The 26,915-nt window shown below is 69.6% G+C and carries 24 protein-coding genes; 16 read left to right on the top strand and 8 right to left on the bottom strand.

Features of this window, described 5'->3' with window-relative positions; all coding sequences use genetic code 11:
• From CHC08_RS06435 to thiE, 3 genes are read left to right on the top strand one after another with little or no spacing between them, the layout of a single operon-like run.
• Positions 1–1,167, top strand: coding sequence for an NAD(P)/FAD-dependent oxidoreductase (locus CHC08_RS06435; RefSeq protein ID WP_245878168.1), 1,167 nt, complete (start codon positions 1–3; stop codon positions 1,165–1,167).
• Between the two features lie 50 nt (positions 1,168–1,217).
• Positions 1,218–1,595, top strand: coding sequence for an Rv2175c family DNA-binding protein (locus tag CHC08_RS06430; protein ID WP_089206215.1), 378 nt, complete (start codon positions 1,218–1,220; stop codon positions 1,593–1,595).
• Positions 1,573–2,214, top strand: coding sequence for a thiamine phosphate synthase (thiE, locus tag CHC08_RS06425; protein ID WP_089206214.1), 642 nt, complete (start codon positions 1,573–1,575; stop codon positions 2,212–2,214). The genes CHC08_RS06430 and thiE overlap by 23 nt, the downstream gene beginning before the upstream one ends.
• Positions 2,215–2,315: 101 nt before the next feature.
• Here thiE and CHC08_RS06420 read toward each other — a convergent pair whose 3' ends face one another.
• A complete protein-coding gene (locus tag CHC08_RS06420) occupies positions 2,316–3,383 on the bottom strand; it encodes a polyprenyl synthetase family protein (protein ID WP_089206213.1) in 1,068 nt (355 codons plus the stop codon).
• A 226-nt stretch (positions 3,384–3,609) separates the two neighbouring features.
• Here CHC08_RS06420 and metF point away from each other — a divergent pair, with 226 nt between their 5' ends.
• Together metF and CHC08_RS06410 are read left to right on the top strand one after the other, a co-directional pair.
• The gene (gene metF, locus CHC08_RS06415; protein ID WP_089206212.1) at positions 3,610–4,545 is read left to right on the top strand and encodes a methylenetetrahydrofolate reductase [NAD(P)H]; all 936 of its coding nucleotides are present in this window, start codon (positions 3,610–3,612) and stop codon (positions 4,543–4,545) included.
• Between the two features lie 168 nt (positions 4,546–4,713).
• Entirely contained in the window at positions 4,714–6,684 is a 1,971-nt protein-coding gene (locus CHC08_RS06410) for an APC family permease (protein ID WP_218825140.1), read from the top strand.
• 45 nt (positions 6,685–6,729) lie between these two features.
• Here CHC08_RS06410 and CHC08_RS06405 read toward each other — a convergent pair whose 3' ends face one another.
• Together CHC08_RS06405 and CHC08_RS06400 are read right to left on the bottom strand one after the other, a co-directional pair.
• Positions 6,730–7,278, bottom strand: coding sequence for a GNAT family N-acetyltransferase (locus CHC08_RS06405; RefSeq protein WP_179281909.1), 549 nt, complete (start codon positions 7,276–7,278; stop codon positions 6,730–6,732).
• Between the two features lie 392 nt (positions 7,279–7,670).
• Positions 7,671–8,147: a YbaK/EbsC family protein gene (locus tag CHC08_RS06400; protein ID WP_089206211.1), complete on the bottom strand. Its 477-nt coding sequence runs from the start codon at positions 8,145–8,147 to the stop codon at positions 7,671–7,673.
• A 170-nt stretch (positions 8,148–8,317) separates the two neighbouring features.
• Between CHC08_RS06400 and CHC08_RS06395 the strand changes: the two genes are divergently transcribed.
• Together CHC08_RS06395 and CHC08_RS06390 are read left to right on the top strand one after the other, a co-directional pair.
• Entirely contained in the window at positions 8,318–9,079 is a 762-nt protein-coding gene (locus tag CHC08_RS06395) for a L,D-transpeptidase family protein (RefSeq protein WP_245878159.1), read from the top strand.
• 322 nt (positions 9,080–9,401) lie between these two features.
• Positions 9,402–9,848, top strand: coding sequence for an SAV_6107 family HEPN domain-containing protein (locus CHC08_RS06390; RefSeq protein WP_089206209.1), 447 nt, complete (start codon positions 9,402–9,404; stop codon positions 9,846–9,848).
• A gap of 77 nt (positions 9,849–9,925) precedes the next feature.
• Here CHC08_RS06390 and CHC08_RS06385 read toward each other — a convergent pair whose 3' ends face one another.
• From CHC08_RS06385 to CHC08_RS06365, 5 genes are all read right to left on the bottom strand, one after another.
• Entirely contained in the window at positions 9,926–11,059 is a 1,134-nt protein-coding gene (locus CHC08_RS06385) for a PP2C family protein-serine/threonine phosphatase (protein ID WP_089206208.1), read from the bottom strand.
• A 214-nt stretch (positions 11,060–11,273) separates the two neighbouring features.
• Positions 11,274–11,768, bottom strand: coding sequence for a transcriptional regulator BldD (gene bldD, locus CHC08_RS06380; RefSeq protein WP_089206207.1), 495 nt, complete (start codon positions 11,766–11,768; stop codon positions 11,274–11,276).
• 289 nt (positions 11,769–12,057) lie between these two features.
• Entirely contained in the window at positions 12,058–12,948 is an 891-nt protein-coding gene (locus CHC08_RS06375; RefSeq protein ID WP_089206206.1) for a universal stress protein, read from the bottom strand.
• The gene (locus CHC08_RS06370) at positions 12,945–14,384 is read right to left on the bottom strand and encodes an amino acid permease (protein WP_420823557.1); all 1,440 of its coding nucleotides are present in this window, start codon (positions 14,382–14,384) and stop codon (positions 12,945–12,947) included. The genes CHC08_RS06375 and CHC08_RS06370 overlap by 4 nt, the downstream gene beginning before the upstream one ends.
• Positions 14,385–14,595: 211 nt before the next feature.
• On the bottom strand, positions 14,596–15,840 hold the full coding sequence (locus CHC08_RS06365; protein WP_089206205.1) for an arginine deiminase: 1,245 nt from the start codon (positions 15,838–15,840) through the stop codon (positions 14,596–14,598).
• Positions 15,841–16,143: 303 nt separating this feature from the next.
• Here CHC08_RS06365 and pyrR point away from each other — a divergent pair, with 303 nt between their 5' ends.
• The 9 genes from pyrR (at position 16,144) to mihF (ending at position 26,879) form a co-directional block, all read left to right on the top strand.
• Positions 16,144–16,713, top strand: coding sequence for a bifunctional pyr operon transcriptional regulator/uracil phosphoribosyltransferase PyrR (pyrR, locus tag CHC08_RS06360; protein ID WP_239514207.1), 570 nt, complete (start codon positions 16,144–16,146; stop codon positions 16,711–16,713).
• A complete protein-coding gene (locus tag CHC08_RS06355; RefSeq protein WP_089206204.1) occupies positions 16,710–17,642 on the top strand; it encodes an aspartate carbamoyltransferase catalytic subunit in 933 nt (310 codons plus the stop codon). The genes pyrR and CHC08_RS06355 overlap by 4 nt, the downstream gene beginning before the upstream one ends.
• Positions 17,639–18,934 carry a dihydroorotase gene (locus tag CHC08_RS06350; protein WP_089206203.1) on the top strand — a complete coding sequence of 432 codons (1,296 nt, stop codon included), beginning with the start codon at positions 17,639–17,641 and terminating at the stop codon, positions 18,932–18,934. The genes CHC08_RS06355 and CHC08_RS06350 overlap by 4 nt, the downstream gene beginning before the upstream one ends.
• A gap of 121 nt (positions 18,935–19,055) precedes the next feature.
• A complete protein-coding gene (gene carA, locus CHC08_RS06345; protein ID WP_245878158.1) occupies positions 19,056–20,243 on the top strand; it encodes a glutamine-hydrolyzing carbamoyl-phosphate synthase small subunit in 1,188 nt (395 codons plus the stop codon).
• Positions 20,236–23,532: a carbamoyl-phosphate synthase large subunit gene (gene carB, locus CHC08_RS06340; protein ID WP_089206202.1), complete on the top strand. Its 3,297-nt coding sequence runs from the start codon at positions 20,236–20,238 to the stop codon at positions 23,530–23,532. The genes carA and carB overlap by 8 nt, the downstream gene beginning before the upstream one ends.
• Before the next feature lie 73 nt (positions 23,533–23,605).
• Complete coding sequence (locus CHC08_RS06335) at positions 23,606–24,451, top strand: dihydroorotate dehydrogenase electron transfer subunit (RefSeq protein WP_089206201.1); 846 nt, start codon at positions 23,606–23,608, stop codon at positions 24,449–24,451.
• A complete protein-coding gene (locus CHC08_RS06330) occupies positions 24,441–25,415 on the top strand; it encodes a dihydroorotate dehydrogenase (RefSeq protein ID WP_089206200.1) in 975 nt (324 codons plus the stop codon). The genes CHC08_RS06335 and CHC08_RS06330 overlap by 11 nt, the downstream gene beginning before the upstream one ends.
• 241 nt (positions 25,416–25,656) lie before the next feature.
• Positions 25,657–26,370 (top strand): orotidine-5'-phosphate decarboxylase, encoded by a 714-nt coding sequence (gene pyrF, locus CHC08_RS06325; protein WP_089206199.1) that lies wholly within the window; start codon positions 25,657–25,659, stop codon positions 26,368–26,370.
• A gap of 185 nt (positions 26,371–26,555) precedes the next feature.
• A complete protein-coding gene (mihF, locus tag CHC08_RS06320; RefSeq protein ID WP_089206198.1) occupies positions 26,556–26,879 on the top strand; it encodes an integration host factor, actinobacterial type in 324 nt (107 codons plus the stop codon).
• The last annotated feature ends 36 nt before the right edge of the window (positions 26,880–26,915 follow it).

Genomic DNA, 26,915 nt, shown 5'->3' with positions numbered 1-26,915 from the left:
GTGGTGGTTGGCGCCGGCCTGGCCGGTGTGCGCAGCGTCGAGGCGTTACGGGCCCGCGGGTTCGGCGGCACGATCACGTTGCTGGGAGAGGAGCAACACCGGCCGTACGACCGCCCTCCCTTGTCGAAGGGGGTGCTCATCGGCAAGACCGACTCCACGATCGTCGACTCCGACCTCGACGCGCTGGAGATCGACTTCCGCCCCGGCGTGTCCGCCAAGGGGCTCCACACGGGCGTGGTGGAGACCACCGAGGGCGAGCTGGCCTATGACGGCCTGGTCATCGCCACCGGCGCCCGCCCCGTCCGGTTGCGCGGCGACGGCCCCCAGCACGTGCTGCGCACCATCGACGACGCGCTCGCGTTGCGCGCCCTGCTCACCGAGGGGGCGAGGGTCGCCGTGATCGGCGCGGGCTGGATCGGCGCCGAGGTCGCGACCGCGGCCCGCAAGGCGGGTTCCACGGTGACCGTCGTCGAGGCCGCGAGCTTCCCGCTGGCCACGGCGCTGGGCCCGATCGGCGCGCACACCGCCTCCTGGTACGCCCAGGCGGAGGTGGATCTGCGCCTCGGCATCACGGTCGCCTCGGTCGATCAGGGAGGGCTCACCCTGGGCGACGGATCCGCGGTCGAGGCCGACGTGGTCGTCACCGGCGTGGGCGTGCGGCCCGCGGTCGAGTGGCTGGCCGGTTCCGGCATCGCGCTGGACAACGGGGTCGTCACCGACGAGCACCTGCGCACCTCGCTGCCGGACGTGGTCGCCGTGGGTGACTGCGCCGCCTGGTGGTCGCGCCGCTACGGCCGCCGCCTCCGGGTCGAGCACTGGGACACCGCCCTGGGCGCCCCGGACGTGGCCGTGGCCGCCCTGCTCGGCGCCGACGCGGTCTACGACCCGGTGCCCTATTTCTGGTCCGAGCAGTTCGACAACATGGTGCAGTACGCCGGGTACCACGACGGCGCCCGTCTGGTCCTGCGCGGCGACCCCGCCGCCGGGGGCAAGGCCAACTGGGGGGCCTGCTGGACAAACGAGGACGACACGCTCGCCGCGGTGCTCGCGGTGAACCGCCCCCGGGATCTGCTCCAGGGCCGCCGTCTCATCGAGGGCGGGCAGCGCCTCGACGTCCACCGCCTGGCCGACCCTGCGGTAGCGTTGCGCGATTGTACGGTGGCGTAACCTCGCCGCCGGGTGTTTGGCGAAGGGCTCGATGTGGTAGTGGTGGATTCGTGACGCTTTCTGTTGCGCAGATCGACCGGGAAACCGACCAGTTGGTGGGCGAGTGGCTCACCCTGACCGAGGTGGCCAGAAGGCTCAACCTGAGCGCCGGTCGCGCCAAGCAACTCATCAAGGACCGCAAGCTCATCGGTGTGCGACGAGGCGGTGGCGAACCCCAGGTTCCCGCGGCCTTCATCGCCGCGGACGGCGATCTCGTCAAGGGCCTGTCGGGCACCCTCACGGTGCTGCTCGACGCCGGCTACGACGACGTCGAGTCGCTCCGGTGGCTTTTCACTCCCGACGACACCCTTCCGGGGTCACCGGTGGACGCGTTCCGCGCGGGCCGCCATACCGAGGTCAAGAGACGTGCGCAAGCCCTCGGTTTCTGACGCCCGCCTGTATCTGTGCACCGACGGGCGTCGTGACCGGGGAGATCTCGCCGATTTCCTCGACGCGGCCCTCGCGGGCGGGGTCGACATCGTGCAGCTGCGCGAGAAGGGCCTCGAGGCACGCGAGGAGCTCAGGCTCCTCGAGGTCTTCCGCGAGGCCTGCGACAGGCACGGCAAGCTGCTGGCCGTCAACGACAGGGCGGACATCGCGTACGCGATCCGTCCTGACGTGCTCCACCTCGGCCAGGACGACCTGCCGGTGCCGATCGTGCGCGACATGCTCGGCGACGACATCCTCATCGGGCGTTCCACTCACGCCCCCGAGGAGGCGTCCGCCGCGGCCGTCGAGGCCGGCGTCGACTACTTCTGCTGCGGCCCGATCTGGCCGACGCCCACCAAACCCGGGAGATCCGCCCCGGGTCCCGGCCTGCTCAGGCATGCCGCGGTCCTGGACACCGACCGGCCCTGGTTCGGCATCGGCGGCATCGACCTCGCCAACCTGGACGAGGTCATGTCGCATGGCGTGCGCCGGGTCGTGGTCGTACGGGCCATCACCGAGGCCGACGACCCCAAGGCGGCGGCCGAGGAGTTCCGGCGGCGGCTGACCGCTCCGCGCTGAGCGCGGGGCGGTCGATCGCTCCGAGCTTCCTCGAGGAGGACGCTGAACCACGGCCTGCCCCGTCCGGGCAGGCCGCCTCGGGGGCGTGGCGCCTTCGGGGGTCAGGTACGGCGCGACGTCGCGGCCACGGCCAGGTCGGCCAGGGCCACGCGGGCCTCGGCGGTGATCGGTGCCCCGTCCAGCGAGCCCAGGGCGTCCTCGAGGTAATTCTTGATCATCGCCTCGCACGCGACGAGCGCCCCGGTCTCCTCGATGATCTGGCGCAGCCGGTCGACGCCCGCCACGTCCAGCGCCGGGTCGCCGAGAGTGCGGCGCACCACCTCCGCCTGGGCGGGGGAGGCCGCGGCGAGTGTGCGGGCGATGAGCATCGTCCGCTTGCCCTCGCGGAGATCGTCGCCCGCCGGCTTGCCGGTCTCGTCGGGGTCGCCGAACACGCCGAGGATGTCGTCGCGGAGCTGGAAGGCGATGCCCACGCACCGCCCGTACTCCTCGCAGAGCCGGTCGATCCACGGCTCGCGGGCCTGCGCGGCCAGCACCAGGCCGAGCCGGAGCGGTTGCTCCACCGAGTATTTCCCGCTCTTGAAGAGGGCGACCCGCAGCGCGCTGTCGAAGGTGTTCTCGCCGTGGGCCTGCTCCAGCAGGTCAAGATACTGACCGCACATGAGCTCGGTGCGCATGTGGTCGTGAACATCCTGGGCCGCGGCGAGCGAGGCGGGCGGCAGGCCGCTGTTCCGCCACATCTCGCTGGACCAGATGAGCATCAGGTTGCCCAGCAGGATGGCCGCGCCCTCCCCGAACTGCTCGGCCGAGCCGTGCCAGCCGGCCTCGCTGTGCAGCGCCTGGAACCTGCGGTGCGCGGAGGGCATGCCCCGGCGCAGGTCGCTGGCGTCCATCACGTCGTCGTGCACGAGGGCGCTCGCCTGGAGGAGTTCGAGTGAGGCGGCGGCGGTGAAGATCGCGGGGTCGTCGCCCCCGCCCGCACCGCGCCAGCCCCAGTAGCAGAAGGCGGGACGCAGCCGTTTCCCGCCGGCGAGGAAGTCCTCGGCGGCCGAGATGAGGGGAGCCAGCTCGGGAGCGCTGACCTGGGGCCGACGCTCGTCGACGAACCCCCGGAGAGAACGATCCACTTCGGACCGAATGGTGTCGAGCGCGGCTGCGGAAGTGGTCATGCACTGAGATTAACCGGCCGGAGGAACCACTCATATGGGTGAGGAGGGGAAAGATCGCGATTGTTGGCGGGCGCCGAAGCGGGTATGCAAAGCGGACATCTCAGGTGGGCATCGGGCTTGGGGCCGACGGCGGCCTCCGAGGCGGACTCCGGAACGGGCCCCGAAGGCGTATCGGAGCGGGCACCGGACACGGGTGCCGGGGCGACCGGGCCAGTACCCTAGGGGTATGGCTCTGGGTCGCCCGTCAATCCTTCCCGATCGTGTTCCCACCGTCCGCGAGCTCCTCGCCGCCGGTGGCCGGTCGTTCTCCTTCGAGTTCTTCCCACCGAAGACCGATGAGGGGGAGCGGCAGCTCTGGCGCGCGATCCGCGAGTTGGAGTCGCTGCACCCCACGTTCGTGTCCGTCACCTACGGCGCCGGCGGAGGCACCCGTGACCGCACGGTCGACGTCGTGGAGCGGCTCGCCCACGAGACCACGCTGACCCCGGTCGCCCACTTCACCGCGGTCAACCACTCCGTCCGCGAGCTGCGCCACCTGATCGGCAGGTTCGCCGGGGCGGGCGTCCGAAACATCCTCGCCGTGCGGGGCGACCCGCCCGGCGACCCGATGGGCGAGTGGGTGCCTCACCCCGAGGGCGTCCTCTACGCCGACGATCTGGTCCGGCTGATCCGCCAGTCCGGAGACTTCTGCGTGGGCGTGGCCGCCTTCCCCTACAAACACCCGAGGTCGGGCACGGTGGAGGCCGACACCGAGCATTTTGTGCGCAAGTGCCGCGCGGGCGCCGACTACGCGATCACCCAGATGTTCTTCGAGGCCGACGACTACCTGCGGCTGCGTGACCGGGTGGCGGCCAAGGGCTGCGACACCCCGATCATCCCCGGCATCATGCCCGTCACCCAGATGAGCACGATCGCCAGGTCCGAGCAGCTCTCCGGCGCGCCGTTCCCGCCCCGCCTGACGGCGAGGTTCGAGGCGGTCGCCGACGACCCCGCAGCCGTGCGCGAGCTCGGCATCGAGCACGCCGCCGAGCTCTGCCAGACCCTGCTCGACGAGGGTGCGCCCGGGATCCACTTCATCACCTTCAACCGTTCAAGCGCGACCAGGGAGGTCTTCCAGGCCCTCGACTTCGCGCCCAAGGCGGTCTCGCTGGCCGGCCGGTGACGTACGGCATCCCACGTCTCCGGCGCCTGGGGAAGCGGTCGTTCGTGACCCCTCCGGCGCGGGGACCGCGGACCCCGGCCCCGTAGAGAAACCTCCGGGCCCGGCCCCGTAGGGAAACCGTATGGGGGCGTAGCGACGGTCGGTGCACCTTTCGGTAAGGTGCACCCCATGTCGTCGCCAGACAGTGCAGCCAGTACAGCGGGAACGGGGAGCGCCGGATCGGGCGCGCCCCCGGATTCCGGCACGCGCGCGGGTCTGGGACGCTGGCTGCTCAGTGGTCTCCAGCATCCGGACCACAGGGCCGCCGGGCCGCACGCGGAGGAGGTCCCGCACGCGCAGCACTCGTGGTGGCAGGTCATGTGCCTCACGGGTGTCGACTACTTCTCCACGCTCGGTTACCAGCCGGGGATCGCAGCGCTCGCCGCCGGGACCCTCAGCCCGATCGCGACCCTGCTGCTGGTGGCGCTGACGCTCTTCGGCGCCCTGCCGGTCTATCGCGCGGTCGCCAGGGAGAGTCCCAACGGCCTGGGCTCCCTGGCGATGCTGGAGAGCCTGATGCCCGGCTGGCGGGGCAAACTGCTGGTGCTGTTCCTGCTCGGGTTCGTCGCCACCGCGTTCATCGTGACGATCACCCTGTCGGCGGCGGACGCCACCGCGCACGTCCTGCACAACCCGTTCGTGCCGGAGTTCCTGAGCGGCTGGCAGATCCCGGTGACGCTGGTGCTGATCGCGGCCCTGGGCGGGGTGTTCCTCGTCGGGTTCAGCGAGGCGATCTCCATCGCGGTGGTCCTGGTGGCCGTTTACCTGAGCCTGAACGTGGTCGTCCTGGTGGTGGCCGTACAGCACGTGATCGCCAACCCCAGCTTGATCGCGGACTGGCAGAACGCGCTGACCACCGAGCACTCCAGCCCGATCGCGCTGATCGCCGTCTCGCTCTACGTGATGCCGAAGCTCGCCCTGGGCCTGTCGGGGTTCGAGACCGGGGTGGCGGTGATGCCCCTGGTCAGAGGCAGCCTGGCGGAGCGGATCGGGGGCGCGAAGAAGCTGCTGACCACGGCCGCGCTGATCATGAGCGTCTTCCTGATCGCCTCCAGCTTCCTCACCACCGTGCTGATCCCGGCGCAGGAGTTCCAGGAGGGCGGCAAGGCCAACGGCCGCGCCCTGGCGTACCTCGCCCACGCCTATCTCGGCGACTGGTTCGGCACCGCCTACGACATCAGCACCATCGGCATCCTCTGGTTCGCCGGGGCCTCGGCGCTGGCGGGCCTGCTCAACATCGTGCCGCGCTACCTCCCCCGCTACGGCATGGCGCCGGACTGGTCGCGGGCGACCCGGCCGATGGTGCTCGTCTTCACCGCCATCTCATTCGCGATCACCTTCTTCTTCGGCGCGGACGTGGAGTCCCAGGGCGGCGCCTACGCCACCGGCGTGCTGGCCCTCATCCTGTCGGCGGCCGTCGCCGTCACCCTGTCCGCGTGGAAGAACGGCCGGACGAGGACCGCGATCCCGTTCGGGATCGTCGCGCTGATCTTCGCCTACGCGATGGTCGCGAACATGATCGAGCGCCCGGACGGACTCGTGATCGCCTTCTTCTTCATTCTCGCGATCGTCGTCACCTCGCTGGTCTCCCGCGCCACCCGCTCGACCGAACTGCGCGTCACCCGCATCACCCTGGACGACCAGGCCCGCCGTTACGTGAACGAGGCGGCCGAGATCCACCTCATCGCCAACGAGCCGCATGCCCGCGACTGCAAGGAGTATGTGGACAAGGCCCGTGAGGCCTGGGAGCTCCACCGGCTCCGCAGCAACGAAGGTCTGCTGTTCCTGGAGGTGACGGTGCCCGACGCGTCGGAGTTCGAGAGCGAGCTCCGGGTGATCGGCGAGGAGAGACACGGCTTCCGCATCCTTCGCGTGGAGAGCCCGACCATCGCCAACGCGATCGCGGCGATACTCCTGCACCTGCGCGACCAGACCGGAAAGACGCCCAACGTCTACTTCCACTGGGCCGAGGGCAATCCCATCGGCGCGCTGCTGCGCTATCTCGTCTTCGGCGGGGGCGATGTCCCCCCGCTCACCCGCGAGGTCCTGCGGCAGGCCGAACCCGACGCCGAACGCCGCCCTCTCGTCCATGTCGGCTGACGTCGGCCGACATGCCGGGGTTCGCCCGCCGGCGCCTGCCCGCGCTCACTCGCTCAGCGGAAGCACGACTCCGAGGATCGCGTAGCGCTCGTAGCCGCCGGGGAAGATGAACTGGGTGAGCAGGTCCACGAAGCCGATGCTCCGGTAGAGGTGCCGGGCCGCGGTGGGCTGGTCACGGGTGGACAGTACGGCGGTGCGCTCCAGGCGGCCCGTGCACATGCCCGTGATCATCGCCCGGCCGACGCCCTTGCCCTGGTAGTCGGGGTGCACGTGGATCTCGGCGAGTTCCAGGGCGTCGCCGAGCCAGCCGCGCGCACTTCCCTCGCCGTTCTTCTCCGCGATCGCCCGGCGCACCACGTCGTGCCACCACTGCCCGGGGTCGCCGTGGAAGCCGTAGGCGACCCCGACCGGCGTCCCGTCGGAGGTCTCGGCGAACAGGCAGGTGAACCCGGGATGGGCCGCGTGGTTCCTCATGATCGCTTTTCGCCCCGAAAGCTGATCACTGGGCGGATTCATCGCCGCGGTGTAGACATCGAGGACCGAGTCCAGCCGAAGGGTGAACTCATCGGGGGCGACCCGTCGCAGTCCGATCACCCGACGCACCCTAGCAGGACGGCGTCACGGGGACCGCCAAAAGGCGCGAAAGCGATGTTTGGTGATTTTCATGGAATTTTTGGACATCTTTGCCTGCTCTCCGGCCCGGGTGATCCAGGGTTGAGAACGCGTCCCACGAGGCCGCTGCGGAACGCACCGCACCGTGCGAGGCATGCGCGTCCTGCCTCCACGCCGGTGTTCCCCCGCGGGAGCGGAACGAACCCGGGCCGGCCGAGCGCTCGGGCACCGTCCGGTCTCCGTGGGCGCGACGGGCGGCGGGGCGTTCTCCAATCGATCAACGGCCCGCTCTCCGCGGTCGCGATGCTCTTCCGGTGGTGCTCGTCGACGAGCACCACCGGCCTCCGCGGGCGTGCGGCCGCACCGGACAGCGGTTACTCGACGTCCACCGGCACGCCGCCGGTGATGCGGATGAGCTCGTCGAAGGAGGTGGGGAAGATCGTGTGCGGATGGCCGGCGGCCGCCCAGACCACCTCGTGCTTGCCGAGCCAGGTGTCGACGAGCGTCCTGATGGGGGCGGGGTGACCGATCGGGGAGACCCCGCCGATGACCTGGCCGGTGGCGGTGCGGACGAAGTCCGGGCTGGCCCGCTTCACCTTCGCCACGCCGATCGTCTCGGCGACGAGGTCGGTGTTCACCCGGTGAGCGCCGCTGGTCAGCACCAGGAGGGGCTCACCGTCGGCGTCGAATATCAGGCTGTTGGCGATGGCGCCGACCTCGCAGCCGAGCTGGGCGGCCGCGGTGACGGCGGTGGGAGTGGCCTCCGCGAACACGACGATCTCGCCCGAGACGTTGTGCTCGGTGAGGATCGCGGCGACTTTCTCGACGTTTGGATGCAACTTTTCTGGCACTCGGCCACTCTAAACAGGTTGACCATGGATTACCGCTTCATTACCTCTGGCTGAAGTAGGCGGTTCGTACGCTATGGTCCCTTGATTCGATCTCTAGCGATGTAAGGGGTTGATTTTAAGTGAGGGTTGGACAACGGCTCGGAGTGGCCGCGCTTATGACGGCGGGCGCCGTGCTTCTCTCATCCGCCGGAGTCGCGAACGCCCAGGCCGTCACCTCGGCGGCCCCGGTCGTCGTGGCGAAGGCCGAGGTGTCCAGGGCGGCGTCCAAGGCCGAGGCGTCCAGGTTCGCCGCGCCCGGCAAGACGCTCAAGGTCGGGGCCAAGGGCACGGAGGTCAAGGTGCTCCAGACCCGGCTGGCGGAGCTCGGCTACGCGCCGGGCAGGGTCGACGGCCGGTACGGCGGGTCGACGCTGTCGGCGGTCTGGGCCTTCCAGAAGGTCAACGGCATCTCGCCGACCAGCACCGTGGCGAGCAGGACCTGGAACGCGATGGAGGCCCCGCGGGCTCCGAAGGTGCTGGTGCCGGGAGGCAAGCCGACCAGGGTCGAGGTCAACCTCGCCAAGCAGTTGCTGGTCCTCTACGTCAACGGCCGGGTGAAGCTCATCAGCCACATCTCCTCGGGCAGCGGGATCGCGTACTGCGAGACGGCCACCTGGCAGGGGAAGCCCCAGCGGTTCTGCGGTGACGCCCGCACGCCGACCGGTGACTACAAGACGACCTGGCGGAGGGACGGCTGGCACAGGTCCTATCTGGGCCAGCTCTACAACCCGATCTTCTTCAACGGCGGCATCGCCTTCCACGGCGCGTTGTCCGTGCCGCTGGCACCGGCTTCTCACGGTTGTGTTCGACTGCCGATGCAGGTGGCGGAGGTCCTTCCCGGCCTGGTCGGCACCGGGGTGCCCGTGCACGTTCGGGGAAGGTTCGTTCGATAGTCGCAGGTGAAGGCCCCGGGAGATTTTGATCTCCCGGGGCTTTTGCTTTTCGACGAAGATCGAACTTTTGTTCGTGGTTTTACTTGACACTACGAGTGATCGAATTTATGTTCGATGTAATGACGCGGGGTTCGTGACCCGCGTCCAGGGCGGGTCGATCTGGTCCATGTCATCGGCGGGAGTCGATCGGGCCAGGTCGCGGCGGGCGGGGAGAGGGGAAGCTCCTCGTCCGGCCGCCGGTGAATTTGTCGGTGGGGTCTGCAAGTGTGACTTCACCGGCGAAATCGCCGGGAGCCGCTTGCGACCAAGGAGGCTGAAGCACATGACCCCTCGGCTCAGCGATTCCGGTGGGCCCCGGTTGTCCCCCACGGTGCGGGCACACCTCACAGACGCGCGCGACTGCCTCGAGGAGGCGGCCGCCGCCCAGACTTCCGCCACACGTTACGTCTCCGCCCACCTGGCGGCGCTCAGGGCCGCCGCCGCGATCCTGGCCGCACGACCCCGCCCCATGGACGGCCGCAGGCGTCGGCTTCGCAGCGCCTGGGAGCTGCTGCCCGAGGCCGAGCCCAGGCTGGCCGACTGGGCACCGTATTTCGAGGTGAGCGCGGCCAAGCGGGCCTCGGCCGAGGCCGGGATGACGCGCGTGGTGTCGTCGCGGGACGCGGAGGAGCTGATCTCCGAGGCTGAGCGGTTCGTCACGGCGGTGGAGCAGCTGCTCGGCGTGCCCACGCAGCCCAGGTTGCCGGGCAGCGTGCCCCTCGCGGGTTGATCGTGCTCTCTTCCGGTGGAAGACGGGGCCGGTCAGGGGTCAGCGCATGACCCGAACGGCACGGTCGGCGAAAAAGCCTAGGCGGCGGCGGAGGCCGTCGGGTAGGTGACGCGGTGGCGCAGCAGGAGCATGGCGGCGTCGTCGCCCAGCGGCCTGCCCACGTGGCGGAGCAGATCGGCGCGGAGGGCGTCCAGTGAGAGCTGCGGGTCGGAGCCGTTGAGCAGGTGTGCCCGCGAGGACAGGGGATAGAACGCACCCCTTCCGTTGCGTGCCTCGATGACCCCGTCGGTGTAGAAGAGCACCTGACCGCCCGGTTCGAACGGGATGTGGTACGGCATGGGCTCGATGGCCTTCAGCGAGCTCATGCCCAGGGGGAGCGCCTCGTCCGGCGGATCGGCGAACCAGCTCTTGCCGTCGGCGGAGAGCACCATGGGCGACGGGTGGCCGCAGTTGATGACGGTGATGGTGGAGCCGGCGCCGATCTCGGCGAGCACGGCGGTGACGAACTGCTCGCCGGACAACTCCCGGGTCAGGGCGTTCTCCAGCCGGACCACCACGCCCTGGAGCCTGCTCTCGTCGTGGGCCGCCTCCCGGAAGGCGCCGAGCACCACCGCGGCGGTCTCCACGGCCTCCAGGCCCTTGCCCTGGACGTCTCCCACGATGACTCTGACCCCGTGCGGGGTGGTGACCACCTCGTACAGGTCACCGCCGATCCTGGCCTCCGCCGTGGCCGAGGTGTAGGAGACGGCCACACCGATCCCGGGCCCCGCCCGGCGCGGCACCGGCCGCAGCAGCACCCGCTGGGCGGCCTCGGCCACCGAACGGACGTCGGCGAGCTGCCGCTCGTGGCGGAGCCGCCCGGCGCTGGCCAGCACGCTGGCCACGGTGACACCGAGGATGGCGATCATCGTGATGTTGGTGCGAGACGTCCAGAGGATGTCGTTGTAGAGGCCGAGAGCGACGAACAGCGCCAGGGCGACGGCACCGACCAACGTGGTGCGCGCCAGGCCACAGGCCACGCTGGCGAAGGCCGGGCCCAGGGCGAGCATGGAGAGCAGTCCGGCGGTGGGGCCGGAGGCGAGGTCGACGACGGCCACCGCGCCCATGACCACGAACGGCAGGAGCTTCAGGGTGTCCTGGGTCCTGCTGGTGCCGATGGACGCCAGCAGCCTCAGGAAGGCGCGCGTCCTGGTCGACCCCAGGGACGCCATGACGGCTTGGCGACGGCTCTTCGGGCGCGATCGAGAGTGGTCGTGCCGATCCTCTCCCGAAGCCATGTCCACCACATCTCGCTAAATGCATGTTTGCCTTTTCCTACCACAACCACTGTCGCCTGCGGTGGAATGAAGGCGATGTTCCGCTGAGAGCAGGATTTCCGGTGGGGTGGGCACGCCGGACCCCGGCGCACCCACGACCGGACGACCGTCAGAAGGCCTCGACGGCGCGGCGTGCCTCGGGGTCCAGGACGCCCCAGCTGATGAGCTCCTCGGTGAGCTCGGTGGGGGACTTGTCGTAGATTACGGCGAGCGAGCGGAGGTCCTCCTGACGGATGGACAGCACCTTGCCGTTGTAGTCGCCACGCTGGCTCTGAATGGTGGCCGCGTAGCGGGCAAGCGCACCCGCCTTCTCCTTGGGGAGCTGGGCAAGGCGCTCAAGGTCGATCACAAGTTTCGGTGTCGGACCCAGAGGGCTCGGAGCGGCTCCCCCGGGCAGCAACTCCGAGACCGGCACCCCGTAGAAATCAGCCAGCTCGGCAAGCTTCTGCACGGTGACAGCGCGATCGCCGCGCTCGTAGGAGCCAACGACAACCGCCTTCCAACGTCCACGGGACTTCTCTTCGACTCCATGCAGGGACAGGCCCTGCTGGGTGCGAATGGCGCGGAGTCGTGCACCCAGCGACTTGGCGTACTCAGACGGCATCGGTTGGCCCCCCGGCTCTCTATGTGCTGCTCTCAACTTGATTGTGCTACCTCGCAACTTATGCCCCAACCACCGGGTTGGTGCCCGGGGTAGGCACCTTCGGTGACCAGAGCGTCAGGGTTCACCCGATAACGCCGCGAGGTGTGGTTACGGACAGTGACGGTAAAGCTGTGGGAGCCTAAGGTCAAGCTGATTGGAAAAAAGATGTCGAATCCGGTCCGGTGTGGTCCGCCTCAAACGCCACACTTGTCCTATTCCACACCGTGAACTCTCACGTGTTTCCCGACTTTTAACCAGATTTCGACTTCTTTTGCAGGTTTCTGGGCAACATCATCAACGGGCACGGCGCCGAGCGTATGATCTTCAAGGAGACGTCGCCCAGAAACACCCGGCGCAACGGCCCTGCCTGGCTGGAGGCGCAGATCAGCATCGCTCCGGCGGGCCAGTCGACGCTTGTGAGCGCCGCCGCGATGTCCCTGCCCTCCAGCACCTCCACCTCGACCCGTACCGGCCGGTGACCGCGTGCCACCGTCTCGAGGTCGTCCGCGACCTGTTCGCGCACCCGGGCGAGCATCTCCTTGACCACGGAGCACCGCCCGCCGCTCACCACCAGGGTGATCAGGCGCAGCGGCACGTCCAGCTGCGTGGCGAGCGTGACGGCCTGCCTGACGGCCTGGCCTGCGGCCGGATCGCGCCGGTAGGCCACCGTCAGTTGCCGGAGCCCGGGCGGGGGCGAGGTGCCGTACCCCCTGGGGGCCAGCGCCACGGGCGCGGGAGAGCCGTGCAGGAGCTGGTCGGCGGTGCTGCCGAGGGAGATGCGGCTCCGGCCGCCCCGCGGGGCCGAGCCGATGACCACCACGTCGGCGTCCGTCCGGGCGGCGAGTTCGGCCAGACCGCGCCCGCTGCCCCGGTTGCCGTGGGAGACGTAGTCGATCGGCACGTCCCGCACCCCCGCCAGCAGCCGCCGCGCCTGTTCGAGGGTCTGGGCGGTCTGCTCGGCGATGTACGCCTGCCATTCGGCGTCGATCTTTCCGGGGCCGGGCGTGGTCCAGGCGGGCGGGTGGACGTAGGCGACCGTCAGCCGGGCGCCGGCCTGCCTGGCCAGCAGTACGGCCAGCGCCAGCCCGTCCCGGCACCGGGACTCGGGAACGAATCCGGCGAGAACGTGTTCGATCTTCATCCGAGGCTCCGGTTGAGACGGGAGTGGCGGTAGCCGTAGAGGAAGTAGGCGGCCAGGCCGACCAGCATCCAGATCGCGAAGGCCAGCCAGGTGACCCCCGCCAGCCCGAGCATCACGATGACGCAGAAGATCACGCCGAGGATCGGCGTGATCGGGAAGAACGGTGTCCTGAAGCTGCGAGGCAGGTCGGGCCTGGTGCGGCGGAGCACCAGCACGCCGACGTTGACGATGGCGAAGGCGAACAGGGTGCCGATGCTGGTGGCCTCGGCGAGCTGGCCCAGCGGGATGAACCCGGCGAGCACGGAGACGAACGCGGCCACGATGAGCGTGTTGGCCACCGGGACCTGGCGGCGCGGATCCACCTTCTCGAAGATCTTCGGGATCAGGCCGTCGCGCGCCATCGCGAACAGGATGCGGGTCTGGCCGTACAGCACGGTGAGGACCACGCTGGCGATGGCGACGACCGCGCCGAAGGAGATGATGAGGCCCGGCCAGGTGGCGCCGGTGGCCCGGTCCGCGATCAGGGCCAGGCTGGCCTCGGTGCTCTCGGGGTCGAACTGCCGCCACGGCATGGCGCCGACGGCGGCCAGCGCCACCGCCACGTAGACGACCGTGACGATGAGGAGCGAGAAGACGATCGCCAGGGGAAGGTCGCGCCTGGGGTTCTTGGCCTCCTCTCCGGCGGTCGAGGCCGCGTCGAAGCCGATGTAGGAGAAGAACACCTGCGAGGCGGCGGCGGTGATGCCGGCGACCCCCATGGGGACGAACGGCGTCAGGTTGCCCGTGCTGAAGGCGGCGAAGGCCACCAGGCAGAAGAACACGAGCACCACGACTTTGATCATCACGAAGATCGCGTTGGCGGTGGCGCTCTCGGAGGCGCCGCGCAGCAGCAGCCAGGTGGCGAGCAGGACGATCAGGATCGCGGTGAGGTTGAGCACGCCGCCCTGGACACCGGGGGAGTGGGTGACGGAGGCGGGCAGCTCCCAGCCGAACAGGTCCCGGAAGAAGTGGTTGAGATACTCGCCCCAGCCGACCGCCACCGCCGCCACCGAGACGGCGTACTCCAGCATCAGGCACCAGCCGCACACCCATGCCACGAGCTCGCCCAGGGTCGCGTAGGCGTAGGAGTAGGACGAGCCGGCGACCGGGATCGTACCGGCCAGTTCGGCGTAGGAGAGGGCCGAGAACAGGGCCGTGACCGCCGCCAGCACGAAGGCGATCACCACCGCGGGTCCCGCCTTGGGCACGGCCTGGCCGAGGATGACGAAGATGCCGGTGCCGAGTGTGGCGCCGACGCTGAAAAGGGTGAGCTGCCACAGGGTCATGGTCCGGCGCAGTTCCCCGCCCTCACCGTGGCCGCCCTCGGCGATGATCTGGTCGGTGGGTTTGGTACGGAACAGCCGATGCGCCACGGAAGCCATGTCCACGGAAGCCATGTGTCGCCTCCCTCCCCTGCCTGTGCGGCGATGATCCGTCTGTCAGAGGGGCGGACCAGGCCCTGTCCGCCGGAAGGCGGGCGGGGACCCTCGGTCAGAACACGTCCTCCAGTGGCCGGGTGGTGCGGGGCGAGGTGAGGGCGCCTGCCTCTCTCTCCGGATTCATTCCAGTTTCCGGTCGGTTTTCATCGGATTCCGGGTCATGTTCTGTTCAGATTCCGTCGCGTTCGAGCGGGCAGCTCATGCATCGCGGGCCGCCGCGGCCGCGGCCGAGCTCGCTGCCCCGGATCGTGATCACCTCGATGCCGTGGCCGCGCAGGAAGTTGTTGGTGGTGGTGTTGCGCTCGTAGGCGACGACCACGCCGGGTTCGAGGGCCAGTACGTTGCAGCCGTCGTCCCACTGCTCCCGCTCGGCCGCGTAGACGTCCTGCGTCGGGGTGAGGACCTTGATGTCGTCCAGGCCTATGGCCCGGCCGATGGCCCGGTGCATGTCCTCGGGAGCGTGATCGGTGATCTTGAGCTCCTTCTCGTTGTCCCCGGGTTCGACCGTGTAGGAGGGCAGCATGCCCAGGCCCGCGAACTTGGTGAACACCCCGACGTCCACGTTGGTCATGACCGTGTCCAGGTGCATGAACGCCCGCGCCTTCGGCATGTTCAACGCGACGATCTTTTCCGCCGACCCCTTGGCGAACAGGCTCCGCGCGAGCATCTCCACCGCCTGCGGCTGGGTGCGCTCGCTCATCCCGACCAGCACCGCCCCCCGGCCGATGACGAGCACGTCGCCGCCCTCGATCGTGGCCGGCGCGGCGGGCAGCCCGGACATCCAGACGTTGTAGCCGCCCTCGCCCGGCCTGTCGTACCCGGGGGCGAACAGCGGATGGTAGCGGTAGACGGCCTCGTAGTTCACGGTCTCGCGCTGGCGGGCCTTCTTTCTCATCGCGTTGATGGAGACGCCGTCGTAGATCCAGCAGGAGGTGTCCCGGGTGAACAGGTGGTTGGGCAGCGGCGGCAGGATGAAGTCGTCCGGCGCGAGCGTGTGGAACGCGAGGCTCTTGGGGTCGGTGCCCCTCTCCACGAGCTCGCGCTTGGTGATGCCCCCGGTGAGATACAGCTGGAGCTCGTCGGAGTCCATCGCGTCCAGCGCGTTGCGGAGGGCGTCGACGGCCATCGGCCCGAAGTACCGCTCGTCGATGATGTGGTCGAGGACGAACTTGCGGGCCTCGGGGATGTCGATCGTCTCGCGCAGCAGATCCGTCAGCAGGTGGACGGCGACGCCGCGGTCGCGCAGCACTCCCTGGAACTCCTCGTGCTCCTCCACCGCGCGCTGCACCCACAGCACGTCGTCGAAGAGGAAGTCGTGCATGTTCGAGGGGGTGAGCCGCTTCAGGGACAGCTCGGGCCTGTGCAGCAGGACCTGGTGAAGGCGACCCACTTCGGAGCCCACGTGAAAAGTCATGTTCTTCCTTCGTCCGCAGCGACCACGGCGATCCCGGCGATCACGACAAGATCGCCTATTTCGGGCTAATCATCACAGGATCTCCCATATCACCCAAAGTCATGAGTAATACCGAAAAAGATCCCCATGGGAGGGATGGCGAAACCATGCCGCCGACGGGGCCGCGCCTCGAGCCGTGTTGGTGGTTTGTCCATGTCAGTGAGCTAAGGGGGTGATTCCGAGGAGTCACACTCCGGCTGCTACCGTGGGGGCGTCGGCTTCCTTTAAGCCCCGTCCTGTGAGGCGGGAAAGGTGGTGTTTTCTTTGGCTGATGCCATTTCGCATGCTCAGAGCAGCGCACGTGCGGTCCTCGAAGGGCCTGACATCAACCGCGCGCTGATCCGCATCTCCCACGAGATCCTTGAGCGCACCAAGGGCGCGCAGGACATCGTCCTGCTGGGAATCCCCACCCGGGGCGTCCATCTGGCCCACCGTCTGGCCGCCCACATCAGGCAGTTCGAGGGCCGTTCCGTGCCCGTCGGATCCCTCGACGTGACGATGTACCGCGACGACCTCCGCCTCCGCCCCGCCCGCGCGCTGGGCCGCACGGAGCTGCCCGCCGACGGCATAGACGGCAAGATCGTCGTCCTCGTCGACGACGTCCTCTACTCCGGCCGCACCGTCCGCTCGGCGCTCGACGCGCTCAACGACCTGGGCCGTCCGCAGGCCGTCCAGCTCGCCGCCCTGGTGGACCGCGGGCACCGCGAGCTGCCCATCAGGCCCGACTACGTGGGCAAGAACCTCCCGACCTCCAAGTCCGAGATCGTCAAGGTCTACCTGGAGGAGAACGACGGCCGCGACGCGGTCCTGCTGCTGAAGGAGGACGAGAAGTGAAGCGGCACCTGATCTCGGCGGCCGACCTGAGCCGTGACGACGCCCTGCTGATCCTGGACACCGCCGACGAACTGGCGAAGATCTCGGAACGTTCCATTAAAAAGCTGCCGACCCTGCGCGGCCGTACCGTGGTGAACCTCTTCTTCGAGGACTCCACCCGGACCAGGATCTCCTTCGAGGCCGCGGCCAAGCGCCTGTCGGCCGACGTCATCAACTTCTCCGCCAAGGGCTCCAGCGTCTCCAAGGGCGAGTCGCTCAAGGACACCGCGCTCACCCTGGAGGCGATGGGCGCGGACGCCGTCGTCATCCGGCACGGCGCCTCCGGCGCGCCGCACCGGCTGGCCACCTGGGTACGCGGCAGCGTCGTCAACGCCGGTGACGGCACCCACGAGCACCCCACCCAGGCCCTGCTCGACGCCTTCACCATGCGCCGCCGCCTCGGCTCGCTGGACGGCAGGAAGATCACCATCGTCGGCGACGTGCTGCACAGCCGGGTGGCCCGCTCCAACGTGCTGCTGCTCAGCACGCTCGGCGCCGAGGTGACCCTGGTCGCCCCGCCGACCCTGTTCCCGGTGAGCGTGGACTCCTGGCCGTGCCAGATCTCCTACGACCTCGACGCCGTGCTGCCCAAGTCCGACGTGGTGATGATGCTGCGCGTGCAGCGTGAGCGCATGAACGCGGCGTTCTTCCCCACCGAGCGGGAGTACAGCCGCCGTTACGGCCTCGACCGCGACCGGGTCGCCCGGATGCCCGACGAGGCCATCGTGATGCATCCCGGCCCGATGAACCGCGGAATGGAGATCGCGGCCGAGGTGGCCGACTCGCCGCGCTCGACGATCGTCGAGCAGGTCGCCAACGGTGTGACCACGCGCATGGCCGTCCTGTACCTGCTGCTTGGCGGCGCCGACCTCGGGGGAGAGATTCAGTGAGCAGCATCGTCATCAAGGGCGCGAGCATCCTCGGCGGCGAGCCGCGGGACATCCTGATCCGCGACGGGGTCGTGGCCGACATCGGCCAGGGGCTGACCGGCGACGAGACGGTCGAGGCCCGGGGGCTCATCGCCCTGCCCGGCCTGGTCGACCTCCACACCCACCTGCGAGAGCCCGGCCGCGAGGACGCGGAGACCGTCGCCACCGGCACCCGCGCCGCGGCCCTCGGCGGCTACACCGCCGTCCACGCCATGGCCAACACCGAACCGGTCGCCGACACCGCCGGAGTCGTCGAGCAGGTCTGGCGCCTCGGCCAGGAGGCCGGCTACTGCGACGTGCAGCCGGTCGGCGCCGTCACCGTCGGCCTCGGAGGCGAGCGGCTGGCCGAGCTCGGCGCGATGGCCGACTCCGCCGCGCAGGTCCGCGTCTTCTCCGACGACGGCAAATGCGTCTCCGACGCGGTGCTCATGCGCCGCGCGCTGGAGTACGTCAAGGCCTTCGACGGCGTGGTCGCCCAGCACGCCCAGGAGCCGCGCCTGACCTCCGGCGCGCAGATGAACGAGGGCGCGGTCTCCGGCAGGCTCGGCCTGACCGGATGGCCCGCGGTCGCCGAGGAGGCGGTCATCGCCCGCGACTGCCTGCTCGCCGCGCACGTCGGCTCCCGCCTGCACGTCTGCCACGTCTCCACGGCGGGTTCCGTGGAGATCCTCCGCTGGGCCAAGTCGAAGGGCTGGGACGTCACCGCCGAGGTGACCCCGCACCACCTGCTTCTCACCGACGAGCTCGTCGAGGACTCTCCCGTCGGCGCCTACAACCCGATCTACAAGGTGAACCCGCCGCTGCGCACCCGCGCGGACGTCGAGGCGCTGCGCGAGGCGCTGGCCGACGGCACGATCGACTGCGTGGCCACCGACCACGCCCCGCACCCGGTCGAGGACAAGGAGACCGAGTGGGCCGCCGCGGCCATGGGCATGATCGGTCTGGAGACGGCGCTGTCGGTGGTTCAGGAGGCCATGGTGGAGACCGGGCTGCTCGACTGGGCCGGCGTCGCCGAACGCATGTCACTCGCCCCCGCGAGGATCGGACGACTCCGGGGTCACGGCCGGTCGATCGAGGTCGGCGCCCCGGCCAACATCACCCTCTACGACGCCTCCGTGCGCGGCGAGGTGGACCCGTCGGGCTACGCCTCCAAGAGCCGTAACACGCCCTACGAGGGCAGGACCCTCCCCGGACGCGTCGTGGCCACCTTCCTGAGGGGCAGGCCGACCGTCCTGAACGGAAAGCTCGCGTGACGCCTCCGACAACGCCGCGGCCGCCGGGTGGGCGTGTCCCACATCGTGGAGGGACGCTCCTCCAGAACATCGGATATTTCATACTTTGCGGAGCAATGACCGAGATGATCGGGGTGTTTGAGTGACCGCAGTGCTAGTGCTGGAAGACGGACGTGTCTTCCACGGGATCCCCTACGGCGCCGAGGGCGAGACCTTCGGCGAGATGGTCTTCAACACGGGGATGACCGGATACCAGGAAACCCTGACCGATCCCTCCTACCACCGCCAGATCGTCGCGATGACCGCGCCGCACATCGGCAACACCGGGATCAACGACGAGGACCCGGAGTCCTCGCGGATCTGGGTCTCCGGCTACGTGGTCCGCGAGCCCGCCCGCGTCTTCTCCAGCTGGCGCGCGGGCCGCTCCCTGGACGACTACCTCAAGGAGCAGGGCGTCGTCGGCATCGCCATCCCCGGCACCCGCGCCCTCACCCGGCACCTGCGCGAGAGGGGCGCCATGCGCGCCGGGGTCTTCTCCGGCGCGGCGCTCGCCCCGGTCGAGGAGCTCCTGGAACGGGTCCTTCGCAGCCCCGGCATGGAGGGCGCGGACCTGGCGCAGCAGGTCTCCACGAAGGAGCCCTACGTCGTCGCCGCGATCGGGGAGAAGCGCTTCACCGTGGTCGCCGTCGACCTCGGCATCAAGTCGATGACCCCGCACCGGATGGCCGAGCGCGGCTGCGAGGTGCACGTCCTGCCGGCCACCACCACCGCCGGGGAGATCCTCGCGCTCGACCCGGACGGCGTCTTCTTCTCCAACGGCCCCGGCGACCCCGCCACCGCGGACGGGCCGGTCGAAGCGCTTCGAGGGGTCCTGGACGCGGGCATCCCGTTCTTCGGCATCTGCTTCGGCAACCAGATCTTCGGCCGGGCCCTGGGCCTGGGCACCTACAAGCTGCGCTACGGCCACCGCGGGGTCAACCAGCCGGTCCAGGACCGGCGCACCGGCAAGGTGGAGATCTCCGCGCACAACCACGGCTTCGCCGTACAGGCTCCCCTGGAGGGACCCTTCGACACGTCGTACGGCCCGGCGGAGGTCAGCCACGTCAACCTCAACGACGACTGCGTCGAGGGTCTGCGCCTGATCGACCGCCCGGCCTACAGCGTCCAGTACCACCCCGAGGCCGCGGCCGGCCCGCACGACTCCGCGGGTCTGTTCGACGACTTCTGCGCATTGATGGAACAGGCGCGGGGAACAGGGATCGAAGTGGCCGGCGCGGTGCACGAGAGGCCGAGCGTGACCACGAACACGAAGGGAAGCAAGGGTGCCTAAGCGCACGGACATCCAGTCGATCATGGTGATCGGCTCCGGGCCGATCGTGATCGGCCAGGCATGCGAGTTCGACTACTCGGGCACCCAGGCCTGCCGCGTGCTGCGCGCCGAGGGCTTTCGCGTGATCCTCGTCAACAGCAACCCGGCGACGATCATGACGGACCCCGAGTTCGCCGACGCCACCTATGTCGAGCCGATCACCACGGAGATCATCGAGAAGATCATCGCCAAGGAGCGCCCCGACGCGCTGCTGGCCACCCTCGGCGGCCAGACCGCGCTGAACGCCGCGATCGACCTGTACGAGGCCGGGATCCTGGCCAAGTACCAGGTCGAGCTGATCGGCGCCGACGTGGACGCCATCCAGGCTGGCGAGAACCGCGAGCTGTTCAAGGGCATCGTGACCAAGGTCGCCAAGGAGAGCGGACTCAACGCGGAGTCGGCCCGCAGCTTCGTCTGCCACACCATGGACGAGTGCCTGGCCGCCGCGGGCGAGCTGGGCTACCCGGTGGTCGTGCGACCCTCCTTCACGATGGGCGGCGTCGGCTCCGGGTTCGCCTACGACGAAGGCGAGCTGCGCCGCATCGGGGGAGCGGGCCTCGACGCCTCGCCGACCACCGAGGTGCTCCTGGAGGAGTCCATCATCGGGTGGAAGGAGTACGAGCTCGAGGTCATGCGCGACCGGGCCGACAACGTCGTCATCGTCTGCTCCATCGAGAACATCGACCCGATGGGCGTGCACACCGGCGACAGCGTCACCGTGGCCCCCGCCCTGACCCTCACCGACCGCGAATACCAGAACATGCGCGACGTCGCCATCGCGGTCATCCGCGAGGTCGGCGTCGACACCGGCGGCTGTAACATCCAGTTCGCCGTCGACCCGCGCACCGGGCGCATGATCGTCATCGAGATGAACCCGCGCGTGTCACGCTCCAGCGCGCTCGCCTCGAAGGCCACGGGCTTCCCGATCGCGAAGATCGCGGCGAAGCTGGCCATCGGCTACACCCTGGACGAGATCCCCAACGACATCACCAAGGAGACCCCGGCGTCGTTCGAGCCCTCGCTCGACTACATCGTGGTCAAGGTGCCGCGCTTCGCGTTCGAGAAGTTCGCCGGGGCCGACGCGACCCTGACGACCCACATGAAGTCGGTCGGCGAGGCCATGGCCATCGGCAGGTCCTTCCCCGAGGCCCTGCAGAAGGCGCTGCGCTCGCTGGAGAAGAAGGGGTCGGTCTTCACCTGGGCCGGGGAGCCGGGAGCCAAGGAGGACCTCCTCGCGGCCTGTCGCGTCCCGCACGACGGCCGCCTGTTCACCATGCAGCAGGCCATCCGGGCCGGGGCCACCGCCGAGGAGCTCTTCGACGCCACCTCGATCGACCCGTGGTTCCTGGACCAGCTGTACGTGATCGACGAGGTCGCGGCGGAGCTGCGCGAGGCGCCCCAGCTGACCGCCGAGGTGCTGACGAAGGTCAAGCGCCACGGCTTCAGCGACGTGCAGATCGCCGAGCTCCGCGACATGACCGAGCCCCGGGTTCGCGACCTGCGCCACGCGCTCGGCGTCCGGCCGGTCTACAACACCGTCGACACCTGCGCCGCCGAGTTCGCCGCCCAGACGCCCTACCTCTACTCCACCTACGACGAGGAGACCGAGGTCCCGTACGGCGACCGCCCCAAGGTCCTCATCCTCGGCTCGGGGCCCAACCGGATCGGCCAGGGCATCGAGTTCGACTACGCGTGCGTGCACGCCTCCTTCGAGCTGTCGGCGGCGGGCTACGAGACCGTCATGGTCAACTGCAACCCCGAGACGGTCTCCACCGACTACGACACCTCCGACCGGCTCTACTTCGAGCCGCTCACCCTGGAGGACGTCCTGGAGGTCGTCCACGCCGAGCAGCAGACCGGCACGGTCGTGGGCGTCATCGTCCAGCTCGGCGGCCAGACCCCGCTCGGCCTGGCCCAGTCCCTCAAGGACGCCGGGGTCCCGATCGTCGGCACCTCGCCGGAGTCGATCCATCTCGCCGAGGAGCGCGGCGCGTTCGGCCGGGTCCTCGCCGAGGCGGGCCTGCCCGCGCCCAAGCACGGCGTCGCGGTGACCGTGGACGAGGCCCTGGCGATCGCCGAGGAGATCGGCTACCCGGTCCTGGTCCGGCCCTCCTACGTCCTGGGCGGCGCCGGCATGGCCATCGTCTACGACGACGAGACGCTGAGCTCCTACATGGGCAAGGCGGAGGCGGCCAGCGACCACCCGGTGCTGGTGGACAAGTTCCTCGACGAGGCCGTCGAGATCGACGTGGACGCGTTGTTCGACGGCGAGGAGCTCTACCTCGGCGGCGTGATGGAGCACATCGAGGAGGCCGGCATCCACTCCGGCGACTCGGCGTGCTCGCTGCCCCCGATGACGCTCGGCAGCTACGACATCAAGCGCATCCGCGCCGCCACCGAGGCCATCGCCAGGGGCGTGGGCGTGCGCGGCCTGCTGAACGTGCAGTACGCCATGTCGGCCAACATCCTCTACGTGCTGGAGGCCAACCCGCGCGCCAGCCGTACGGTGCCGTTCGTCTCCAAGGCCACGGCGGTGCCGCTGGCCAAGGCGGCGGCCCGCGTGATGATGGGCACCACGGTGGCCGAGCTGCGGGCCGAGGGCATGCTCCCGGCCGAGGGCGACGGCGGCACCATGCCGCTGGACGCGCCCATCGCGGTCAAGGAGGCGGTGCTGCCGTTCAACAGGTTCCGCGGCGTCGACATCGTGCTGGGCCCCGAGATGCGTTCCACGGGCGAGGTCATGGGGATCGACGAGTTCTTCGGCACGGCCTACGCCAAGTCGCAGTCCGCCGCCTACGGATCGCTGCCCGTCAAGGGACGAGCGTTCGTCTCTGTCGCGAACCGCGACAAACGGGCGATGATTTTCCCGGTCAAGGCTCTCGCCGACCTCGGTTTCGAGATCCTGGCCACCGAGGGTACGGCGGAGGTGCTGCGCCGTAACGGCGTCCATGCCAAGATCGTGCGAAAGCAGAGCGAGGGAACCGGATCCGACGGCGAGCCGACCATCGTCCGGCGCATCCTGGATGGGGAGGTGGATCTCATCGTGAACACGCCCTTCGGCAGCCCCGGCCAGTCCGGGCCGCGGCTGGACGGCTACGAGATCCGCACCGCGGCCGTGCTGCGGGGCATTCCCTGCATCACGACCGTCCAGGGCCTGGCCGCGGCGGTGCAGGGCATCCAGGCGATCGTCCGCGGCGACATCGGCGTACGGTCACTTCAGGAGCACGCCAGGCGGTTGCGGAGTAGCTGAGGGGAGGGTTCGCTCCCCTGTGGGGTCGATGCCTTAAGCGGAGGTGAGGGAGACGCCTGTTACTCCGGTACAGGTGACGGGCACGGTGCTGACGACGCGCCGGGTCGACGCCTACCATGCGCTGACCGTGGTGGCGCCCGGCATCGCCGAGCGGTTCCGGCCGGGCCACTTCGTGGGAGTGGCCGTCGGCGGGGCCCAGACGTCGATGCTGACGCGCCGCGCCTTCTCCGTCCACGACGTCAAACCCGACTACGGCGGCACGGTGGAGTTCGTCTTCACCGTGCGAGGCCCCGGTACGGCCTGGCTGGCCGAGCGCCGCGCCCGTGACACCCTGGACCTGGTCGGCCCGCTCGGCCGCCCGTTCCCGCTGCCGCGGGACCCGGTGACCTGCGTCCTGGTCGGAGGGGAGTACGGCTCGGCGACGCTGTTCCCCGTGGCCGACGCCCTCCAGCAGCGCGGCTGCCGCGTCGACTTCGTGCTCGGCGCGATCTCGGCCGACCGGGTGTTCGGCGCCCTGCGCGCCAGGAGGATGGGGGAGACCACCACGCTGACCACCGAGGACGGATCCGTGGGCATGCGCGGCCGGGTGACCGACGTGCTGCCCGGTGTGATCGCCGACGTCCGGGCCGACGCGGTCTACGCCTGCGGCCCGATGCCGATGCTGCGCGGCGTCACCGCGGTGGCGGTCGAGTTCGACATTCCCGTCCAGGTGGCCGTGGAGGAGCAGATGGCGTGCGGGACCGGCGTCTGCATGACCTGCGTTCTCCCGGTCATCGGAGACGACGGTGTAACCCGGATGGTGCGCTCGTGCGTCGAAGGACCGGTCTTCCGGGGCGAGCGCGTCCGCTTCGACGACGTGGGAACGATCCCGTTCGACGCGCTGGGAGCGCCCGGTGGGGGAACACGGAATGCCGGTTGACATGCGGACGTACCTCGGGCACGTGGAACTGATCAATCCGATCACCACGGCGGCGGGGTGCGCGGCATCGGGCTCCGAGCTCTCCCAGTTCTTCGACCTGGGCCGGATCGGCGCGCTGACCACCCGGTCGATCACGATGGCCCCCAGGGCGGGCCGGCCGACCCCCAGGATGGCGGAGACCCCCTCGGGCATGCTCAACGCCATCGGGCTCCAGGGGCCCGGCGTGGACGCCTTCCTGGAGCGCGAGCTGCCCTGGCTGGACCAGCGGGGCGTCAAGACCGTGGTGTCCATCGCCGGCGGCACCGTGGCCGAGTACACCGCGCTCGCCCGCAGGCTCACCGACGCCCCCGGCGTCAGCGCGGTGGAGGTCAACCTGTCCTGCCCCAACATCGAGGACCGGGGCCGGGTCTTCGCCCGCGACGGCGCGGCCTCGGCCGAGGTGATCGCCTCGGTGCGTTCGGTGATGCGCTACGACGTGCCGGTGGTGGCCAAGCTCTCCCCGGACGTGATGGACATCGTGAGCGTCGCCCGCGCATGCGTGGACGCCGGCGCCGACGCGCTCTCGATGATCAACAACCCGCTCGGCATGAGCATCGACACCGAGGCCATGCGTCCCTCGCTCGCGGCGGTCACCGGCGGCCTGTCGGGCCCCGCCATCCGGCCGCTGGCCGTACGCTGCGTGTGGCAGGTCCACGCCGCCCTGCCCAGCGTGCCCGTCATCGGCATGGGCGGCGTGCTGACCGGCAGGGACGCCTTCGAGCTCATCCTCGCGGGCGCCTGCGTCGTCGCTGTGGGCACGGCGCTGTTCCACGACCCATATGCCTGCCTGCGCATCCTGCGCGAGCTGGAGGAGCTCCTGGCCGCCCGGGGGTTCCACCGGCTGGCGGACGCGGTCGGGCTGGCCCATCGCCCGCCGGGGGCGGCCACCCGGCATCGAACGGATCTGGAGGAGAGCTCTCTTTAGACATCCCTCCCGGCCCCGCGGGCCGGGAGACCCGGCCGAGGCCGGATGGTTCGCGGTTCGCAGGCCCCGCCCTACGGCCGGAGGCCTCCCCGCGCAGCCACCTCGTGCCTCAGAGCCGTCAGACACGCCGACGGCTCGGCCCATGCCACCGACGGACCCAGACCAGCGAAAGGAACTCACAGATTCCGATGAACGCCACTCCTCACCGGCTCGAAGACCGGAGCATCCCGGCGGACCCCCGATGACGCCCGCGCCCATCGCCGTCGCCCTGGACGCCCCGGACCTCGAGACCGCGGCCCGCTGGGCGAGCCTGGTGACGCCCCACGTCAGCACGGTCAAGGTCGGGCTCGAACTCTATCTCCGCTACGGTCCCGACGTGATCGCCTCGATCCGCGGTGCGAGCGGCGTGCGGTTGTTCCTGGACCTGAAGCTCCATGACATCCCGAACACCGTCGCGGGCGCGGCCGGCGCCGTGGCCCGGCTCAAACCCGCCATCCTGACCGTCCACGCGACCGGGGGCCCCGCGATGATCGAGGCGGCGGTGAACGCCCTGCCCAACACCCAGATCGCGGCGGTGACACTTCTCACATCGCTCTCCGAGGCCGACCTGGAGCGGATCGGGGTGAACGGTCCCGCGAGTGACGCCGTGCGCCGCCTGGCGGTCATGGCCGTCGGCGCGGGCGCCCAGGCCCTCGTCTGCTCGCCGCATGAGATCACCACGGTGCGCGCGGAGGTCGGGCCGGACATCACCCTGATCATTCCCGGTGTCCGCCCCGTCGGCACCGCGAGCCAGGATCAGGTAAGAGTAGCGACTCCCGAGCAGGCTTTCGCCGACGGGGCGGATCTTCTCGTGATCGGCCGCCCGATCACCGGCTCCGCCGACCCCGGCGCGACGGCCGCGGGGATCGCCGCGTCGCTCCGGCGCACCTCCGCGGCCACCGGACGGCGATCATGATCCAACCCCTGAAAACGCGGCGCTGAGCGCAGTTTCGTAGACAGAACGCGACGGCATGATTACACAAAGTCACGAAGTAGATTTTCTCAAGGAAGAAAGTGGCCTTGACGTTGCTTGAAGCGCCATGACCAGCTAGTTTCCCTTCCCGTCCGAGTACATCGACAGGAAATTCGAGGTGACCCGGCGTGGCTCTTCCTCCCCTTACCCCTGAGCAGCGCGCCGCAGCCCTAGAGAAGGCTGCGAAGGCACGAAAAGAGCGTGCCGAGGTGAAAAACCGCCTGAAGCACGGTGCGGTCTCTCTGACTGAGGTGCTCAAAGACGGGCAGGCCGACGACGTCATCGGCAAGATGAAGGTTTCGGCTCTTCTGGAGTCGCTTCCCGGCGTGGGCAAGGTCCGCGCCAAGCAGCTCATGGAGCGGCTTGGCATCGCAGATTCTCGCCGCGTGCGGGGTCTCGGTACCAACCAGCGAGCTGCGCTCGAGCGTGAGTTCGGCGGGGCCGAGAGCTAATCTCGGTTCAGTACGAACACATTCACCCCGCATCCG

Source organism: Streptosporangium subroseum, from assembly GCF_900188345.1.
In the GTDB taxonomy this organism is placed as follows: domain Bacteria; phylum Actinomycetota; class Actinomycetes; order Streptosporangiales; family Streptosporangiaceae; genus Streptosporangium; species Streptosporangium subroseum.
Note: the sequence above shows the minus strand (reverse complement) of the source record. Positions and strands in the feature narration are given on the sequence as shown.

Coding starts and splice junctions, on each gene's coding strand:
- CHC08_RS06420 (WP_089206213.1), bottom strand. CDS start 3,383: ATGACCACTTCCGCAGCCGCGCTCGACACCATTCGGTCCGAAGTGGAT.
- metF (WP_089206212.1), top strand. CDS start 3,610: ATGGCTCTGGGTCGCCCGTCAATCCTTCCCGATCGTGTTCCCACCGTC.
- CHC08_RS06410 (WP_218825140.1), top strand. CDS start 4,714: ATGTCGTCGCCAGACAGTGCAGCCAGTACAGCGGGAACGGGGAGCGCC.
- CHC08_RS06390 (WP_089206209.1), top strand. CDS start 9,402: ATGACCCCTCGGCTCAGCGATTCCGGTGGGCCCCGGTTGTCCCCCACG.
- CHC08_RS06385 (WP_089206208.1), bottom strand. CDS start 11,059: ATGGCGTCCCTGGGGTCGACCAGGACGCGCGCCTTCCTGAGGCTGCTG.
- bldD (WP_089206207.1), bottom strand. CDS start 11,768: ATGCCGTCTGAGTACGCCAAGTCGCTGGGTGCACGACTCCGCGCCATT.
- CHC08_RS06375 (WP_089206206.1), bottom strand. CDS start 12,948: ATGAAGATCGAACACGTTCTCGCCGGATTCGTTCCCGAGTCCCGGTGC.
- CHC08_RS06370 (WP_420823557.1), bottom strand. CDS start 14,384: ATGGCTTCCGTGGACATGGCTTCCGTGGCGCATCGGCTGTTCCGTACC.
- CHC08_RS06365 (WP_089206205.1), bottom strand. CDS start 15,840: ATGACTTTTCACGTGGGCTCCGAAGTGGGTCGCCTTCACCAGGTCCTG.
- CHC08_RS06330 (WP_089206200.1), top strand. CDS start 24,441: ATGCCGGTTGACATGCGGACGTACCTCGGGCACGTGGAACTGATCAAT.
- pyrF (WP_089206199.1), top strand. CDS start 25,657: ATGACGCCCGCGCCCATCGCCGTCGCCCTGGACGCCCCGGACCTCGAG.